Annotated in this window: 18 protein-coding genes; 4 read left to right on the top strand and 14 right to left on the bottom strand. The window is 38.8% G+C overall.

Going from position 1 to position 16,571, the window contains the following annotated elements; all coding sequences use genetic code 11:
* Positions 1–111 precede the first annotated feature (111 nt).
* A complete protein-coding gene (locus tag BBI08_RS07640; protein WP_006830462.1) occupies positions 112–354 on the top strand; it encodes a DUF2626 domain-containing protein in 243 nt (80 codons plus the stop codon).
* Between the two features lie 77 nt (positions 355–431).
* Here BBI08_RS07640 and BBI08_RS07635 read toward each other — a convergent pair whose 3' ends face one another.
* Positions 432–1,076 carry an MBL fold metallo-hydrolase gene (locus BBI08_RS07635; protein WP_008499036.1) on the bottom strand — a complete coding sequence of 215 codons (645 nt, stop codon included), beginning with the start codon at positions 1,074–1,076 and terminating at the stop codon, positions 432–434.
* Between the two features lie 150 nt (positions 1,077–1,226).
* On the opposite strand from BBI08_RS07635, the gene BBI08_RS07630 reads away from it, so the two are divergent.
* Positions 1,227–1,409, top strand: coding sequence for a DUF2759 domain-containing protein (locus BBI08_RS07630; protein WP_008499035.1), 183 nt, complete (start codon positions 1,227–1,229; stop codon positions 1,407–1,409).
* 81 nt (positions 1,410–1,490) lie between these two features.
* On the opposite strand, the gene BBI08_RS07625 is transcribed toward BBI08_RS07630, so the two are convergent.
* From BBI08_RS07625 to BBI08_RS07565, 13 genes are all read right to left on the bottom strand, one after another.
* Positions 1,491–3,395 carry an LTA synthase family protein gene (locus BBI08_RS07625; protein ID WP_008499034.1) on the bottom strand — a complete coding sequence of 635 codons (1,905 nt, stop codon included), beginning with the start codon at positions 3,393–3,395 and terminating at the stop codon, positions 1,491–1,493.
* Between the two features lie 133 nt (positions 3,396–3,528).
* A complete protein-coding gene (locus BBI08_RS07620; protein WP_008499032.1) occupies positions 3,529–3,726 on the bottom strand; it encodes a YqgQ family protein in 198 nt (65 codons plus the stop codon).
* On the bottom strand, positions 3,723–4,298 hold the full coding sequence (locus BBI08_RS07615; RefSeq protein WP_040851252.1) for a 5-formyltetrahydrofolate cyclo-ligase: 576 nt from the start codon (positions 4,296–4,298) through the stop codon (positions 3,723–3,725). The genes BBI08_RS07620 and BBI08_RS07615 overlap by 4 nt, the downstream gene beginning before the upstream one ends.
* Positions 4,299–4,363: 65 nt before the next feature.
* Positions 4,364–4,513: a 50S ribosomal protein L33 gene (gene rpmG / locus BBI08_RS07610; protein WP_006830468.1), complete on the bottom strand. Its 150-nt coding sequence runs from the start codon at positions 4,511–4,513 to the stop codon at positions 4,364–4,366.
* 188 nt (positions 4,514–4,701) lie between these two features.
* Positions 4,702–5,361, bottom strand: a complete 660-nt coding sequence (gene phoU / locus BBI08_RS07605) for a phosphate signaling complex protein PhoU (protein ID WP_008499030.1) — start codon at positions 5,359–5,361, stop codon at positions 4,702–4,704.
* A gap of 17 nt (positions 5,362–5,378) precedes the next feature.
* On the bottom strand, positions 5,379–6,191 hold the full coding sequence (gene pstB / locus BBI08_RS07600; RefSeq protein ID WP_008499029.1) for a phosphate ABC transporter ATP-binding protein PstB: 813 nt from the start codon (positions 6,189–6,191) through the stop codon (positions 5,379–5,381).
* A 28-nt stretch (positions 6,192–6,219) separates the two neighbouring features.
* Positions 6,220–7,098, bottom strand: coding sequence for a phosphate ABC transporter permease PstA (gene pstA, locus BBI08_RS07595; protein ID WP_008499028.1), 879 nt, complete (start codon positions 7,096–7,098; stop codon positions 6,220–6,222).
* A 1-nt stretch (position 7,099) separates the two neighbouring features.
* Positions 7,100–8,026, bottom strand: a complete 927-nt coding sequence (gene pstC / locus BBI08_RS07590; RefSeq protein WP_065527925.1) for a phosphate ABC transporter permease subunit PstC — start codon at positions 8,024–8,026, stop codon at positions 7,100–7,102.
* A 75-nt stretch (positions 8,027–8,101) separates the two neighbouring features.
* A complete protein-coding gene (locus BBI08_RS07585; protein ID WP_008499026.1) occupies positions 8,102–9,037 on the bottom strand; it encodes a PstS family phosphate ABC transporter substrate-binding protein in 936 nt (311 codons plus the stop codon).
* 165 nt (positions 9,038–9,202) lie between these two features.
* The gene (locus BBI08_RS07580) at positions 9,203–11,380 is read right to left on the bottom strand and encodes a peptidoglycan D,D-transpeptidase FtsI family protein (RefSeq protein ID WP_008499025.1); all 2,178 of its coding nucleotides are present in this window, start codon (positions 11,378–11,380) and stop codon (positions 9,203–9,205) included.
* Positions 11,381–11,492: 112 nt separating this feature from the next.
* A complete protein-coding gene (sodA, locus tag BBI08_RS07575; RefSeq protein ID WP_008431659.1) occupies positions 11,493–12,101 on the bottom strand; it encodes a superoxide dismutase SodA in 609 nt (202 codons plus the stop codon).
* A gap of 138 nt (positions 12,102–12,239) precedes the next feature.
* A complete protein-coding gene (locus BBI08_RS07570) occupies positions 12,240–12,734 on the bottom strand; it encodes a DUF456 domain-containing protein (RefSeq protein ID WP_008499024.1) in 495 nt (164 codons plus the stop codon).
* A 205-nt stretch (positions 12,735–12,939) separates the two neighbouring features.
* Complete coding sequence (locus tag BBI08_RS07565) at positions 12,940–14,571, bottom strand: Na/Pi cotransporter family protein (protein ID WP_065527924.1); 1,632 nt, start codon at positions 14,569–14,571, stop codon at positions 12,940–12,942.
* A 201-nt stretch (positions 14,572–14,772) separates the two neighbouring features.
* Here BBI08_RS07565 and BBI08_RS07560 point away from each other — a divergent pair, with 201 nt between their 5' ends.
* Entirely contained in the window at positions 14,773–15,258 is a 486-nt protein-coding gene (locus tag BBI08_RS07560; protein WP_237146581.1) for a DUF1189 family protein, read from the top strand.
* A gap of 182 nt (positions 15,259–15,440) precedes the next feature.
* Complete coding sequence (ispG, locus tag BBI08_RS07555; protein ID WP_065527923.1) at positions 15,441–16,559, top strand: flavodoxin-dependent (E)-4-hydroxy-3-methylbut-2-enyl-diphosphate synthase; 1,119 nt, start codon at positions 15,441–15,443, stop codon at positions 16,557–16,559.
* Positions 16,560–16,571 lie beyond the last annotated feature (12 nt).

The following is a 16,571-nucleotide window of genomic DNA, read 5'->3' as shown; positions in this document are numbered from 1 at the left end:
GTCGTACACTTGTTTGTCACAAAGAAAGACCAACTCGTTGTTTACACATTCACTCTGTTTCCTATATAATAAACAAGAGATTATTGTGTTGTGGCAAAGGAGGGATTACCCATGAATAATATGTTCAAATTAATGGGATGGTGGACTGGAATATTTGCAGTTCTCTTTTATGTAGGCGATATGGTTGAAGTATCATTATTAATGGTCGCTAACACCGGATTTTTTGTTCTTCTTGGATTTTTAAATATTTCTGAACGTATGTATTTGTATATTTTTGGCGCCTATTTAACAGTATTTTTCGTAGGCTTCACTTATTACTCTACGTTCATCCACGTTCCTGGTGCTGGACATTAATCAATGCGTATAAAAAAACAAACGGTGTATCGGGTTTCCCGATACACCGTTTGTTTTTTTATTTTGTTCTAAAGTTATTACTGTTTAAAGACCTTCAGAAACGGATTGCTGTTTAATTCTTGATCTGGTGTTGTTTCAGGGCCATGTCCCGGGTATAGAATCATATGCTTAGGAAGTGGCAATATCGACTCTTCTATAGACTGTAGAAGCCGTTTCTCAGAGCCATCTATCAAGTCTGTACGGCCAATACTTCCACGGAAAATGACATCGCCAACAATCGCAAAGCCTTCCTTACCAAACGAGAAACTGACGCTACCTGGAGAGTGTCCGGGTGTATGGAAAATATCCATTTTGAACGACCCAATTTCTAACGTCTTTTCATCAGTTAACAAGACATCTGCATCTTTCATTCGGTAATCAGGCAATGTCGCATATTTTCCTGAGCCGTTTAAGTTCGGGCGGCTTAACCAGTCTTTTTCTAAATGATGCAAATAAACAGGGACAGAATAACGCTCTCTTATGTCATCGACTGCACCAATATGATCAAAATGCGCATGCGTTAATAAAATAGCAATCGGTTTCAAGTTTTTCTTTTTCACCAATGCTTCTATCTTCTTACTTTCTTCACCCGGATCAAAAATCAGACAGTTTTTCTGATCATCGGAAATGATGTAACAATTTGTTTGAATAGGACCTAACTCTAGTTGATCGATTTTTAACATCTCTTTCACCTCTTTCCGATTATAACATGCCATACTTAGTAGACTGTCAAGATACTGACACTTTTTGTCCTCGACAAAACAGCGGAATATCTTTACAATATAAAGAGAACAAAGCGGCACTGGCTGTTTAAGTTGAAGGGAGTGTCATCGATGAGTTGGATGTTAGTGGTTATATTTGGACTTATTGCAATTCTTGCAGCAATCGGCACTGTACAAACGCTTAAAAACAAAGAAGTTCTAGGTTTCCTTTTTAACTTTGGAACTTTTGTGATTTTTGGCGGGTTTGCGATCGCAACACTTATCACACAAGGTTATCCACCAAGCCTACATTAATCTAAAAAAAGCTGATGCATACTGCATCGGCTTTTTTTATTGCATGAAAAAAGGAGAGCGCGTGATGCACTCTCCTTTTGCTTATTGTTTTAATTCGACATCAGGAATTGTTGTCAATTGACCATCTTCTTCATCGTAAAAACGCAATAAATCTCCGTTAATAATCGACTCGGAATATTCAAGTTCTGTAAATGCCTGCTCAATAAATGGAGCGCACAGTTCTTGTTCGGTCGGTTCACCTGTTTCCTTGTCATAACAAACATTTCCTGCATAAACTACTTCGTCTGTAACAAAACGTCCGTCACGGAAAATCGCTAATTCTTCATGTTCTTCTGAGAAAAGATCGCCACCAAATTGAATATCTTTTGAAGTATCGATGTTCAGCAAGTTCATGATCGTTGGACGCATATCGATTTGTCCGCCCACTTCGTCATCCACATATCCTTTACCATACCCTGGAATATGAACAAAGAAAGGAACTTTCTGCAATTCAGCAGACGTAAATGGCGTTACTTCTTCACCAAGATATTGAGACATGGCCTCGTTATGATTTTCAGATATTCCGTAATGGTCACCGTACATCACAATAATCGAGTTTTCGTATAAGCCTTGTTCTTTTAATTCATCAAAAAGAGTTTTTACCGCTTCGTCTAAATAACGCGATGTTTGGAAATAACGATTTAACGTTCCTGAATTTGAATCGTATTCATCAATTAACTTATCTTCTTCATCCAATGTAAACGGATGATGATTTGTTAATGTTAATAAACGACTATAAAAAGGTTGTGGCATTTCAGTCATGTGCTCGACAGACTGTTCCATAAACGGCACATCTTTCATGCCCCAATTGACTGCTTGGCCTTCGTCCACTTCAAAGCTTTCCACATCATAAAATTCGTCGATGTTTAATGATTCATACATGATGTCGCGATTCCAGAAGCTCTTTGTGTTAGCATGTTGAACGTTTGTCGCATAGCCTTCATCACCGAGGCTTTCTGCCATTGAGTTGAATGTGTTTCCGCTATGCGTAAAGAATACCGCTCCGCCACTTAACGGATAAAGTGAGTTTTCAAGCAAAAATTCCGAATCAGAAGTTTTGCCTAATCCCGTTTGATGATAGAAGTTTTCAAAATAAATGGTGTCTTCATCTTCTGTTAACGAGTTCATAAACGGTGTAATGGTTTGCCCGTTCATTTCTTCGTTTATCACAAAACTCTGCAAAGATTCCAAAGTCACAACAATCAAGTTACGCCCTTCAGCAATTCCCTTCATTTCTGCAGAAGGTTCAATTTGGTTAGCACGCACGTAACTGTTCGCTTCAACCAACTCAGAGCCATCTGCTAATGCGCGTTGCGCTTGTGACTTTGACTGAATGTAAATATCGTATAAATGATAATTGTACATACCTAAGTTTTTCACTAACATCTCACGGTCAAAGCTGCGCGTTAATAATTGTGGTCGTTCTGCTTCTGCAAGCCCTAGATTGAAGAACAGCACTGCTAACGCCAAAATATAATAAGCTTTGCGTTGAACAGATTGAGATCCAACTTTACTCGGTTTTAGTTTAATAAATTTAATTGCCAGCAGAATAATCAAGACATCTGAAAAGTAAAAAAGGTCTGTCCAAAACACACTAGCTGCTGCACTAGATCCCAAATCTCCGAAGTTATCGGTTTGGAACAATACAGGTAAAGTGATAAAGTCATTGAAAAATCGGTAAAATGCAACGTTCCCGTAAAGAACGATTGATGTAATAACTGCTACCGATAGTAAATAGGCATTTTTGACTTTGTCACTTTTAAAGAACAATGAAACTCCGTAAATAAATAACAGCATGCTTAACGGATTAATAAACAAAATAAATTCTTGTAATAAGTTTTCAATGGTAATTGAAAAACTTGTTTTGTAAACGATATATGTTTTTAGCCAAGTGGCGATGATGGCAATTGCCAGGACTATATGTTTTGGCCATTCTTTTTTCAACATTCCTAGACATCCTCCTATTCTTTTATTTTTCAAGTTTATCATAATAGTTCAGTATAAAAGATTATTACGGTCAATTTAAGTAATTACCCTTATTTTAGACGAATGAAACAATTTAAAGTTTCGCAAAACGAATTTATTTTTTATCGTATTCGGATTTTTTGTGGCGCAAAATGAGCATGGCTGTCGCATATTCTTTTGCTGTAATAAATTGCAGGCGGTACAACTCTTTAATTTCTTCTTCAATTAACCCAAGATCGGCACTGTAATCAGCTGTATAAATAACTGTGCCATAGCGCTTTAATAATTGCATAACATCATATAGGTTTTTCATTTGTCCACCGCCTTTAAATCGATAAAACCACTTTCTGTGTAAATGCCTTCAACCGGCAAATCATGTTCTTCTACTGGAATCTCTTCAGCAATTTGACAATCAAAAGCCACAGAACGCGTATCCCCCGTGTAGTTTGCTAAAAAGCGATCATAATAGCCTCCGCCAAATCCAATTCTAAATCCTTGTTTTGAAAAAACCACACCTGGTACGATTAACAAGTCGATTTTTTCAGGTTTTATGTATGATGTCTTTGTGACAATCGGTTCTTTCAATTTCATGTAAACAGTTTCTAGTTGATCAAAATGCTCAATTATTCGGAAGTCCATAACGCGACTTGCCGAATGACATTTGGGTATAGCTATTTTTTTACCTACCATCCAACATTTATCTATTAAAGCTAATGTGTCCACTTCAGGAAATGCAGATATTGTTAAACCAACTGTTTCTGCTGATAAAAAAGCAGGATCTTTCATTAAACGATTGATAACTGCTTGCGATTTACTGTTATATTGATCGGCTGTCATTTGACTAAGCATTGCCAGTACATGATTGCGTTGAGTTTTTTTATCCATATCCATATCTTCTCCTTTAAAAAGAAAAAAGCCAAAACCCATATTAGGTTTTGGCAATCAATGAATTACTTCGTTTCACGGTGTACTGTCATTTTCTTTTCACGTGAGCAATATTTTTTCATTTCAAGACGCTCAGGGTTGTTGCGCTTATTTTTAACAGTGCTGTAGTTACGTTCGCTACATTCTGTACAAGCTAAAGTGATGTTAACACGCATCGGTATCCCTCCTAATTCTTTCAAAGATCATTTGTAAATAAGCGTGATCTATACGACTTAATTATTATAGCATATTTCACCATAAAGTCTACTGTAAAACTCCAATAATATTGAACCTTTCCAAATAAAAAGAAAGACCGGTAGCTTTTCGCTCCCGGCAAAGTATTTTCATAAATTATTGCATCACATTATTTATTTAAATCATAGTGACGACCACGCACTAAGTAAAATAATTGTTCAGCAATATTAGTGGCATGGTCAGCAGAACGTTCCATATAACGACTGATAAAAGCCAATTGTGTAATTTGACCAAGCTTGTCTGGGTTTTCTCCACCTGCTTGAATCAGTTTACGGATGACATCGCCATATAAATCGTCGACTTGATCGTCGAGTTCTGCAATTTCTTTTGCTTTGACAATATCTTCTTCTACAAAAGCTTCGATTACTTGGTGCAACATGGCAACAGCCAATTTTTGCATTTGCTGAATTTGTTCGATTTGAGGTAATAATTCCTGATTCCCTATGCGGATTGTCTCTTTAGCGATATTAACTGCATAATCTCCAACCCGTTCCATATCCGACGCTACTTTTATCGTTACAATCAAACGTCTCAAATCAGTGGCGACCGGCGATTGTTTAGCAATTAACAGGATGACCCGGTCATTGATAAATTCTTCTAGCTGATTGATGCCTTGATCATCTTCAATCACTTCAAGTGCCGCGTCCACATCTTGTGTAACAAGTGCTTCCATTGATTTGTTCAACGCATTTACTGCCATTGTACTTAATGTAATCAATTCCTCTTGAGCGGAATTTAATTCAAATTCAAATTTTTCACGTAATGACAAACCATTCGCCTCCTTGGTTATCCAAATCTGCCTGAAATATAATCTTCCGTACGTTTATCGGAAGGATTTGAAAATATGGTATCGGTTTGATCAAACTCGATTACTTCTCCGTTTAGGAAAAATGCTGTTTTATCTGAAATCCGTGCAGCTTGTTGCATATTGTGCGTGACGATGATGATGCTATAGTCTTTTTTCAGTTCCTGAACCAATTCTTCAACTTTCAATGTCGAAATTGGATCAAGTGCTGATGTTGGTTCATCCATCAAAATAACATCAGGTTCGATTGCAAGTGCACGAGCGATACAGATCCGTTGTTGCTGCCCACCCGAGATGCTATAAGCATTTTCGTTCAAACGATCTTTTACTTCTTCCCAAATAGCTGCTCCGCGCAAACTTTTTTCAACAATTTCATCAAGAATTTTCTTGTTTTTAATGCCGTGGATACGTGGTCCGTAAGCAATATTATCATATATCGATTTCGGGAATGGATTTGGTTTTTGAAAGACCATCCCTACACGAGTCCGCAATTCTTCCACACCATAATCGTGATCGAAAATATTGCGTCCTCTGTATAGAATTTCTCCTGAAGTTTTTACTGAAGGCACCAATTCAACCATGCGATTCAAGGTCTTCAGATAAGTCGATTTGCCGCATCCTGAAGGTCCAATGATCGCTGTTACTTCGTTTTCCATTATTTCTAGATCAATATTCTTCAATGCATGGTTTGCACCGTACCAAAGGTTAAGCTGGTTTGTTTCGTAGACAGCTTTTTTAGCTGAATCATTTACTAGTTCTTCAGTTATTGCTTTTTTTGTAACGATGGTGGTCATTTGCAGAACCCCTTCCACATAATTAGCGTTAATAGCGTTTATCGAATTTGTTGCGAATAATGACTGCGATAGAATTCATGAATAGCAGGACTGCCATCAATACCATGATTCCTGCGGCTGCCACATTTTGAAACTCCGGTTGCGGACGGCTTGACCAATCGTAAATTTGCATCGGCAAAGCGGTAAATGTGTCCATCACACCAGCTGGTAAGAACTGAATGATAACAGGCACTCCAATGACTATCAATGGTGCTGTTTCTCCAATGGCACGTGACAGTGCTAAAATACTGCCCGTTAAAATACCCGGAATAGCCGCGGGCAAAATAATTTTGACGATTGTCTGCCACTTGGTGGCCCCCATGCCGAATGAAGCGTCACGAAGTTCACCGGGAACTGAACGGATTGCTTCTTGTGAAGCAACAACGATAACCGGTAAAATCAATAAACTCATTGTAAAGCCTGCTGCTAAAATACTATTTCCTAAAGCCATTGCCCGTACAAATATCGTTAACCCCAGTAAGCCAAACACTACAGATGGGACACCCGCCAAATTAGAAATGTTCATGCGGATAAATGTGGTAATGCGGTTTTGCTTGGCATATTCCTCTAAGTAAATGGCTGAACCGACACCCAAAATGATTGAAGTCGGTGCAACAACCAGCATCAGCCATAACGAACCGACAAGGGCTGCTTTAATTCCGGCTTTTTCTGGGAAACGTGAAGCAAAGTTGGTTAAAAATTCAATGGATAAATGTCCCATTCCTTGCGAAACAATCCGGTAAAGCAAAATAATCAATGCCACTAATGCCACTAAAGTAGCTGCTAGAAATATATATTTGAAGATGCTGTTGGCGATTAATCTTCCATTCATTCGCTTGACGACTGCTTGTTGTTCTATATATCTCATATCAATATTCCTCCCTGAAACGTTTTGAGACGTAGCCGGCGAGGATGTTCATAACCATCGTAAAGACGAACAGCGTAAATCCGACCGCATAGATGGAGTAGTAAATCGTTGTTCCAAATCCAGCATCACCTTTTGATACTTGAACGATATAGGCAGTCATTGTTTGGATTGAACCTGTAAAGTCGCCATCAAATCTTGGTGTGGAGCCGGCCGCAAGCGACACGATCATTGTTTCTCCGATTGCTCTCGATACAGCTAGCACTACCGATGCAATGATTCCTGAAAGCGCGGCTGGCACCGTTATTTTCCAAGCTACCTCAAATTTTGTCGAGCCCATTGCCAATGCGCCTTCTCGTATGCTTTTCGGCACAGAAGACATAGCGTCTTCTGATAAAGAAGCAATCATTGGAATAATCATGATTCCTACAACAATTCCGGGTGAAATCGCATTGAAGATTTTGATTTCTGGAAATACCGATTGAAGAATCGGTGTCACAAATGTTAGCGCAAAAAATCCGTAAACAATTGTCGGTACGCCTGCCAATACTTCAAGAACCGGCTTCAAAATGCGACGCACATTTTCGCTGGCATATTCACTTAAATAAATTGCGGCTGAAATGCCGATTGGTACCGCGACAATAGTTGCGATTAAAGTAACTTTCAATGTTCCGACGATTAACGGCAAAATGCCAAACTGGGCATCTTTATTTGAAAACGGCAACCAAGTGGTGCCAAAAATAAAATCAAAAAATGGTACACGTGTGAAAAATGTGATAGTTTCCACAATTAATGTTACAACGATTCCAATGGATGTTAAAACCGAAACTGAGGCAATCAAAAACAAAAGAACCGGAATGATCTTCTCAATTACTTTTTTGTTTTTCTTGCCATTTGAACGTGCGATCATTTCTTGTACAGATGGTCGCATATAGAATCCCCTTTCAACCGCAAAAGGTGAGCAGTGGCTGCTCACCCTCAGACTATACTAGACTGGTCCTTGTTATTATTTAAGCGCTTCTAAATCTGCTAAGTCTTTGTCATAATCCTCTTGTGGCAAAGCGACATAGCCAACAGCCTCAGCCATAGCTCCTGCATTTTCAATCGCATACGTCATGAAATCATATGCTGCTTCGTTGTCAGTAAGTGCAGCATTGCTAGCATATGTGAACAATGGACGTGACAGAGGCGAATATTCTCCTGACTCAATCGTTTCATTATTAGGCTCGACACCATCAATCGATACAACTTTTAATGTATCTTGGTTCGCAACGTAATATGCATAGCCGAAAAATCCGATAGCATTTGGATCTGCTTGTATGCCTTGGACCAATGTATTGTCGTCTTCAGATAAAGTTGCTGAGCTAACCAGATCTTCCTCTTCAAGAATCACTTCATTAAAGTAATCGAAAGTGCCTGAATCTGTTCCTGGTGCGTAGAAAACCACTTCTTCATCTGGCCATTCCGGATTGATATCTGACCATTTTTTCGTTGTACCATCTTCTACCCATAACTTTTTCAAATCTTCTACTGTTAAATCTTCTACCCAATCGTTCTCTTGACTAACGACAACTGACAATCCATCATAAGCCAATTCAAATTCTGTATATTCAATGCCTGCTTCTTCAAGGCTTGCAGCTTCCTCTTCTTTTATAGGTCGAGAAGCATTGGAAAAATCCGTTTCACCTTGGATAAATTTTTCAAACCCACCACCGGTTCCTGATGTACCAACTGTTACTTGTACATCTGGTTGTACGCCAGCATATTCTTCAACAATGCCTTCCATAATCGGCGCTACTGTAGAAGATCCGTCACCAGACACAGTTCCTTCAACACCTGATTCTCCAGCTGTTTGTGTACCTGTTTCCGTACTACCACATGCACCTAAAATTAAAGCCGATCCGATCATTGTTGATGCCATTGCGAATTTCCAGTTTCTCATTACGCTGTTTCCCCCTATATGTTTATGTTTGTTTACATTCTCTACTATATAGAGGGATTGTTGAGGACATATAAAGGCAATGTTAAGAAATTGTAAATGACTTAGTTAACATAAAAAAGCCCTAAGGAAAATTTCTCAAAAAGAGAATTTCCTTAGGGCTATCGTTTATTCGCCTTCAACTTCAACTGTTTTACTATAAGGTGGTTTTATTAAATTACTTTCTTCTACTACTTCTTTACTTTTTAACTCGAAATATTTATCAGCTGCTGCTCGTGCAATTTCATTGTTCGCTCTCGGAACATTTTTCGGATCCGTCGTAACGTAGGGAATGACGACTGCATAAGCAATTTCTGGATTTTCAAAAGGGGCATATCCAACATGCGCAATATTGATTGCATATTCCCCGTTTAGTTCATGGTTTTTTTCGTAGAAGTACACTTCGGCTGTTCCGGTTTTCCCAGCAGCGGTATAAGGGGCATCACTAAATTGCGCACGCGCTGAACCTGAACTTCCAATGTATACATTGCGCATACCCGTTTGAACTTGCTCAATTTCTTCTTGTGTATTATTAATGCGATTTAGAATTTCAGGCTCAATAATTGTTTCGATTGGACCTAGTGTTACCCCGTCTGTTGACGCACTTCGAATTTCTTTAACCACATGAGGTTCCATCCGGTAACCGTCATTAGCAATTGTTGAAATATATTGTGCTAACTGCATCGGTGTATACGTATCATATTGACCAATTGCTAAATCGAGTAGTTTAGTAGCGGGAGCGGTTCCTCCCATGTAACCTGTTCCTTCATTCGGCAAATCAATGCCAGTTTTTACACCTAAACCAAATTGTGCATATGAATTACGCATTTCTTCAAACGTTTCAGGAGCTACATATAATCCGCGGTTGTATTGATATTCGACTCCTGCAATTTTCATCGCTATTTTAAACATATAAACGTTTGAAGATCGTTCAATGGCCATTAAATCTGTCATCGGAATTCGATTAAATGGCTCTGTGTTAAAAATGGATTTTTTTAACGCGGTTCCGGCAAATTTGAGCGGCTCATCAATTTGAACTTCATTGAGTTCCACTGCATTTTTAGCGTAACCCGTTAATAAAGTTGCACCTTTCACAGTTGAACCCATTTCGTGAGCTGCTGTAAATGTCCCAAATGCATAGTCATAAATCACTTGTTTGCCATCTTTATCTTCGCCAATTCGTTTGCCTACCATTGATAAAACTTCTCCGGTCTTCGGATTCATCATCACTAAGTAAGCATCTTTGACTAATTCTGAATTCGGACGTTTTTTTAGCTCTAGCAATTTATCTTCTACAATTTTTTCAAGTTCACTTTGCAATTCACTATCAATGGATAAAACTAAGTCTTTACCAGCTTTCCCTTCATCAACAGGAACTGTTTCGATCACACTCCCTCGGCCATCGGTAATATTTTTAACGACCGATTTTTGACCTTGTAACAATTCTTCGTATTGTTGTTCTAAAAAGCTTATGCCGATACGATCATTACGAGAATAATCTCGAGCTAAGTAATACTCCAGTCTCGTAGCAGGAATTCCTGTTTCAGGTGTCGTCGTACTCCCTAAAATGGTTAAGTCACTCGATTTAATCCGTTTCCAGTCGGTTACGGTATTAACGCCTTTTAATTGCGGGTCTGTCAATCGTTCCGAAACACGAGCAAACTCTTCATCCGTTACATCTTCATTTTTGATCATTTGAGGAGTCAATGCATATCCTGAAGTCATCTCACGATAAATTGCCAGCACTTCAAGGTCTTCTGCAGATAAACTTGCGAGTTCTTCATCTGTGATTTTCTCTCTTACTAAAGCATCAAGTTTGCGTTGCTTTTCTTTTTCAGTAATGTCTTCAGCAGCAATTGCTGTTCTTTCTTCATCCGTCACTTTTTTTGTGGCGCTTTCTGTATTTAATTGTATATAAAAATCCTGTTTATCCCGGAGCGTCACTTTGTTAACGTCTTTTTCGATCAGCTTTGCTAATTCTCGGGCCACCGTCATCATTTCTTCTCTTTTGGTCGTTTGCATCGCTGTGTAAGTAATGGCATTGACCGGTTTGTTGCCAACTTGAATCCGTCCTTCGCTATCAAAAATGCGTCCTCTTGGGACACTCGTATTAACTGGGACTTCTTCCGTTCTTGCAATTGCACGCGCATAATCTTCCCCTTTAACGATTTGAAGAAAACCTAAACGTAAAATCAACAAAGAAAACAATAAGAAGATTGTGAAAAACAGGACATTCATTCGAAAGACTGTATTCGACTGCAATTTCACCCTTGCAAGTGAAATGCGTCTTTTTTGAGGCGGTTTCATGAGCAGTTTGCTCCTTTCGCAAAAAATATCCAGTTATCAGTATATCATCCCATAAAAAAAACACACACTTTTTCTGACGAAAAAGTGTGTGCAAAGTTTCAATTGTGACGTCTTATTTTGCTGTTTCGTAACGGTTTGAAACTTCTTCCCAGTTTACAACGTTCCAAAATGCATTGATGTAATCTGGACGTTTGTTTTGGTATTTCAAGTAGTAAGCGTGCTCCCATACATCAAGACCAAGTAATGGCGTTTTGCCTTCCATTAATGGAGAGTCTTGGTTAGGTGTTGATACTACTTCAAGTTCGCCGTTAGAAAGAACAAGCCAAGCCCATCCTGATCCAAAACGAGTTTTTCCAGCAGCAGCGAATTTTTCTTTAAATTCGTCAAAGCTTCCGAACTTACTATTGATTGCTTCGCCTAATGCGCCTGTCGGGTTACCGCCACCACTTGGAGACAATAGTTTCCAAAATAATGAGTGGTTCGCATGTCCACCGCCATTGTTACGGACAGCTGTGCGAATCGATTCAGGAACTGCATCTAAATCAGCAATTAATTCCTCTACAGATTTTGAAGCAAGATCTTCGTGGCCTTCTAAAGCCGCATTTACGTTTGTGATGTACGTGTTGTGGTGTTTTGTGTGATGAATGTTCATCGTTTCTTTGTCAATATGTGGTTCAAGTGCGTCATACGCGTAAGGTAATTCTGGTAATTCATAAGCCATAATTAAATTCCTCCTTGAGTCTAATGGGTCTACCTTCTTAGCCTATCAAAATTTCCAGACTGTTACAAACAAAATGCACATCTAATGGCGTTATTCAGTCTTTTGCCCGAAACATTTTACGGTTGAGCACTTATTGATCTATTTGTCGCTAAAATAAATCGTTATAAAGAAAAGAGTAATCATGACTGTTTGGATAATACCTTTTGTAAAGACCGATGTGATAAATCCGACAACTGACCCTACACCTGAAAGAAATGATTTTTTTAACGTGGATTTATTAAAAAGAATTTCCGCAATAATCGCTCCGATAAATGGTCCGATTAAAATACCAACAATCGGGATGACAAAAGGACCGACAATCAAACCGATTGTACTGCCCCAAAGGCCCGCTTTAGATCCTCCGAATTTTTTAACACCAAAAGCATTAGCAAGTGCATCTGCTCCAAATAATAAAATCACAAATAGACTTTGAATTGCCCAAAACCACCAGGGTAAATCACTAAAACTGAAAAACAAACCATACATAACAAACCCCCCGAAAATAAATAAGACAGCGGGTATAATTGGGTAAACCAAACCGATAAATCCAATAATAAAAAATAGCAAGATTACAATCCAGCCGATGATTTCCATCTGCACTCCTCCTATAAAAAAAGCTCTCTTCCATCGTGCTCTACATTTTTCAAAATGTAAAGTTTGATGAAAGAGAGCTTTGTTGTCTAGACTCCAGTGCCTAGCTCTTCGGGTCATAAGCCAGACTAGTTATGCAGCAAAGAACGCCGCACTACTAGTCTGGCTTATATCTATCAGAGTTGAACAGGCACTTTCTCTTTTCTAATTAAGCTCGGTTTCCTAAGATTGCTTCTGCAATGTTAACTGCGTGGTCACCAACTCGCTCTAAGTTACTTACGATGTCGACAAAGACAATTCCTGCTTGTCCAGTACATAAACCTTCGTTCAAGCGCAAAATATGTTTTTTACGGAATTTTCGTTCCATTTTGTCGATCAAGTCTTCTTGCTCTGCTACTTCACGAGCTAGTTCATGGCTAGTTGTATCCAACGCTTTTAGCGCTTTTTGAACTGTTGCAATCGTCAATGTAAACATTTCTGTTAAATCTTCCATTGCATCTTCCGTGATTTTCACTTTATTGTTTTCTTGATAATCAACTAGCTCGATAATGTTTTCAAAATGGTCACCAATTCGTTCAATATCACGAACTGTTTCCATTAACATTGTGTGGCGAGTTGAATCAGCTGTTGAAATAGACTCTGCTGAAATTAGTACCAGGTAATCTGTGATTTTGCTATCGAGATTGTTGATTGCATCTTCTAACTGATAACCCATTTCTGCATTTTTCTTGCTCTTTGTCATTAAATACTTATACGTTTCTTCTAAACCTTGCACTGAATATTGACCCATGCGTAAAATTTCTTCTTTTGCCTGGCCAAGCGCAATAGAAGGAGATTGTTCGATAAAGTGAATATCCAAATGTTTTGGTTTAAATTCAACCAACACTTCTTCACCTGGAATGACTTTCGTTACTAGGTAAGCCCATGCACCTATTAATGGAAATTGAATAATAGTGTTTACTACGTTAAATGAACCGTGGGCAAATGCGATTTGCATTTTCGGCTCTAATGATAAGACTCCTGAAATCCATTCTACATACGCTGTAAAAGGAATTAATAAGATCAAGAAGATAACCGAACCAACGATATTGAACAATACATGTACCGCTGCTGCACGGCGTGCTGCAATCGATGTACCAAGTGCTGCAAGTACCGCTGTAATGGTTGTTCCAATATTGTCACCGAACAGAACTGGCAGAGATGCGCCAAGCGTAAGGATGTTTTCAGCGTAAAGTCCTTGAAGAATTGCTACAGTACCACTTGAGCTCTGTACAATCAACGTAAAGACTGTTCCGACAAACACTCCCAAAATCGGGAATTCGCTCAAATTAACCGTCATATCGATAAAAGCTGGTAATTCGCGTAGCGGTTTCATTCCACCACTCATTAATTCCATACCGTAGAATAAGCCACCAAAACCAAATATGACTTGTCCGATGTTTTGGATTTTGTTTTTCTTAATAAAGAAAATCATAGCCGCTCCGACTGCCATAATTGGCAAAGCGTACTCTCCGACATCTAAACCGATAATGAAGGCTGTTACAGTGGTACCAATATTGGCCCCCATGATAACGCCGATTGCCTGTCTCAATGTCATAAACCCGGCACTAACTAAACCAACTACGATTACAGTTGTACCTGAACTCGATTGAATTAAGATGGTCACGATAATACCAACTAGAACACCCATGAACGGATTCGTTGTAAAACGATCCAAGATGTCACGCAGTTTATCACCTGCTGCTCTTTGTAAAGCATCACCCATAAACTTAATTGAAAATAGGAAAATCCCTAATCCACCAAAAAAGGAAAAGAAGATTTCTTGCCAGTTCATTTCCACGATACATATTCAACTCCTAAATTTCATATTCACACCTAACCTATTATGCGTAGTTTACTAATAATTTGTAAACATATTTCTACAAAATTTACATTCTCGTAACAAAGCGGCATTTTTTTTTACAATCTACGTGGTACGATTATTGGTATAAATGAGAGGAAGATGATCTTGAACCTATACCAATTATTTAAAGCGAGTTTAATGGAACCTAAAAAACAAGCTGCCGTCCGAATTATGGGCATTGGGAAAATAATGCAGTTTATTTTTGTCTTTATATCATTGTTAACAGTCGCATCTTTTGTTGAATGGAGCACCGGGTTAGGTAATGCCTCTAGCAGTATAGATGGACTCATCGAATTTGTCGAAGAAATCGATTGGCTTCTTTATCCGTTTGCTTTTGTTTTCTTATTTGTCTCAACTACAATTTATCATTTTATCAAAATCAGTTTTTTTGCGTTGATCGCTTTATTGATTTTGAATAGTAGAAAACGTCGAGGTGAATACCGCCATTTATGGCGAACTACCGCTCTTAGTGTAACCATTCCAACATTAGTGGCGTTTGTTTTAAGTTTTTTTGACCTCGATTTTAAAGTTTCATTAGCTACTAGTTTATTGACCATCTTCTATTTATACGTGGCAATCGGCTATTACCCAAAAAAACCACCATTATCAAAGAAAGAAGCTTAAGCTCGATTTATTAGTAACTATGGTGTTAATCAACCGTCTTTCTTGTCTTTTTGAGCACGACACTGCTAAAATGGCTATAGGCAATAGAAGAGAGCCTACCTATTTCGGTGTATTCGATATTTGTAGGACAAAGATATGTGAGCCGGTAAAACAGGCCACCACTAAAAAGGAGAGATTTTTTCATGAGCGAAATGACACACCGTTCAAAAACACGCCCCGTAAAAGTCGGAGATTTGACGATTGGCGGCAGTAATGAATTATTTATACAAAGTATGGCTACTACTAAAACACACGACGTTGAAGCGACGGTCGCTGAAATTTTGCGCTTAGAAGAAGCGGGATGCCAAATTGTTCGCGTTGCATGTCCTGACGAACGTGCAGCTTATGCAATCGGCGCAATTAAAGCACGCATTAACATTCCTTTAGTAGTAGATATTCATTTTGATTATAAATTAGCTTTAATTGCGATTGAACAAGGTGCAGACAAAATCCGCATCAATCCAGGGAATATTGGACGTCGCGAAAAAGTTGAAGCGGTTGTAAATGCTGCTAAAGCAAAAGGCATTCCTATTCGTATCGGAGTTAACGCTGGATCACTAGAACGTAAAATTCTAGAGAAATACGGCTACCCAACGGCTGAAGGTATGGTCGAAAGCGCACTTCACCACATTAAAATTTTAGAAGACTTGGATTTCCACGATATTATTGTTTCATTAAAAGCTTCAGATGTAAGCTTAGCTGTTGAAGCTTATGAACTAGCTTCAAAAGCTTTTGACTACCCACTACACTTAGGTATTACTGAATCTGGAACATTGTTCTCAGGGACAGTGAAAAGCGCAGCTGGTCTAGGCGCATTGTTCGCAAAAGGAATCGGGAATACACTTCGTGTATCGTTAAGTGCAGACCCAGTTGAAGAAGTAAAAGTAGCACGTGAAATGCTGAAAATTTTCGGTCTTTCTTCAAACGCAGCAACACTTATTTCATGCCCTACATGCGGACGTATTGAAATTGACTTGATTACAATTGCCAACGAAGTAGAAGAATACATCTCTCATATTAAAGCACCATTAAAAGTAGCCGTTCTAGGCTGTGCAGTGAACGGTCCTGGTGAAGCGCGCGAAGCGGATATCGGGATTGCGGGTGCTCGCGGAGAAGGCTTGCTGTTTATGAAAGGCAAAACGGTCCGCAAAGTCCCTGAAGCAACAATGGTCGAAGAATTGAAAGTTGAAATCGACAAGTTAGCTGAAGAATATTTTGCAAAGCAAGCAGCGGAGAAAAAAGAATTAGAACAACAAGTATAAGGTTGTGAATAG

It is taken from the genome of Planococcus halocryophilus (assembly GCF_001687585.2).
GTDB classification, from domain to species: domain Bacteria; phylum Bacillota; class Bacilli; order Bacillales_A; family Planococcaceae; genus Planococcus; species Planococcus halocryophilus.
Note: the sequence above shows the minus strand (reverse complement) of the source record. Positions and strands in the feature narration are given on the sequence as shown.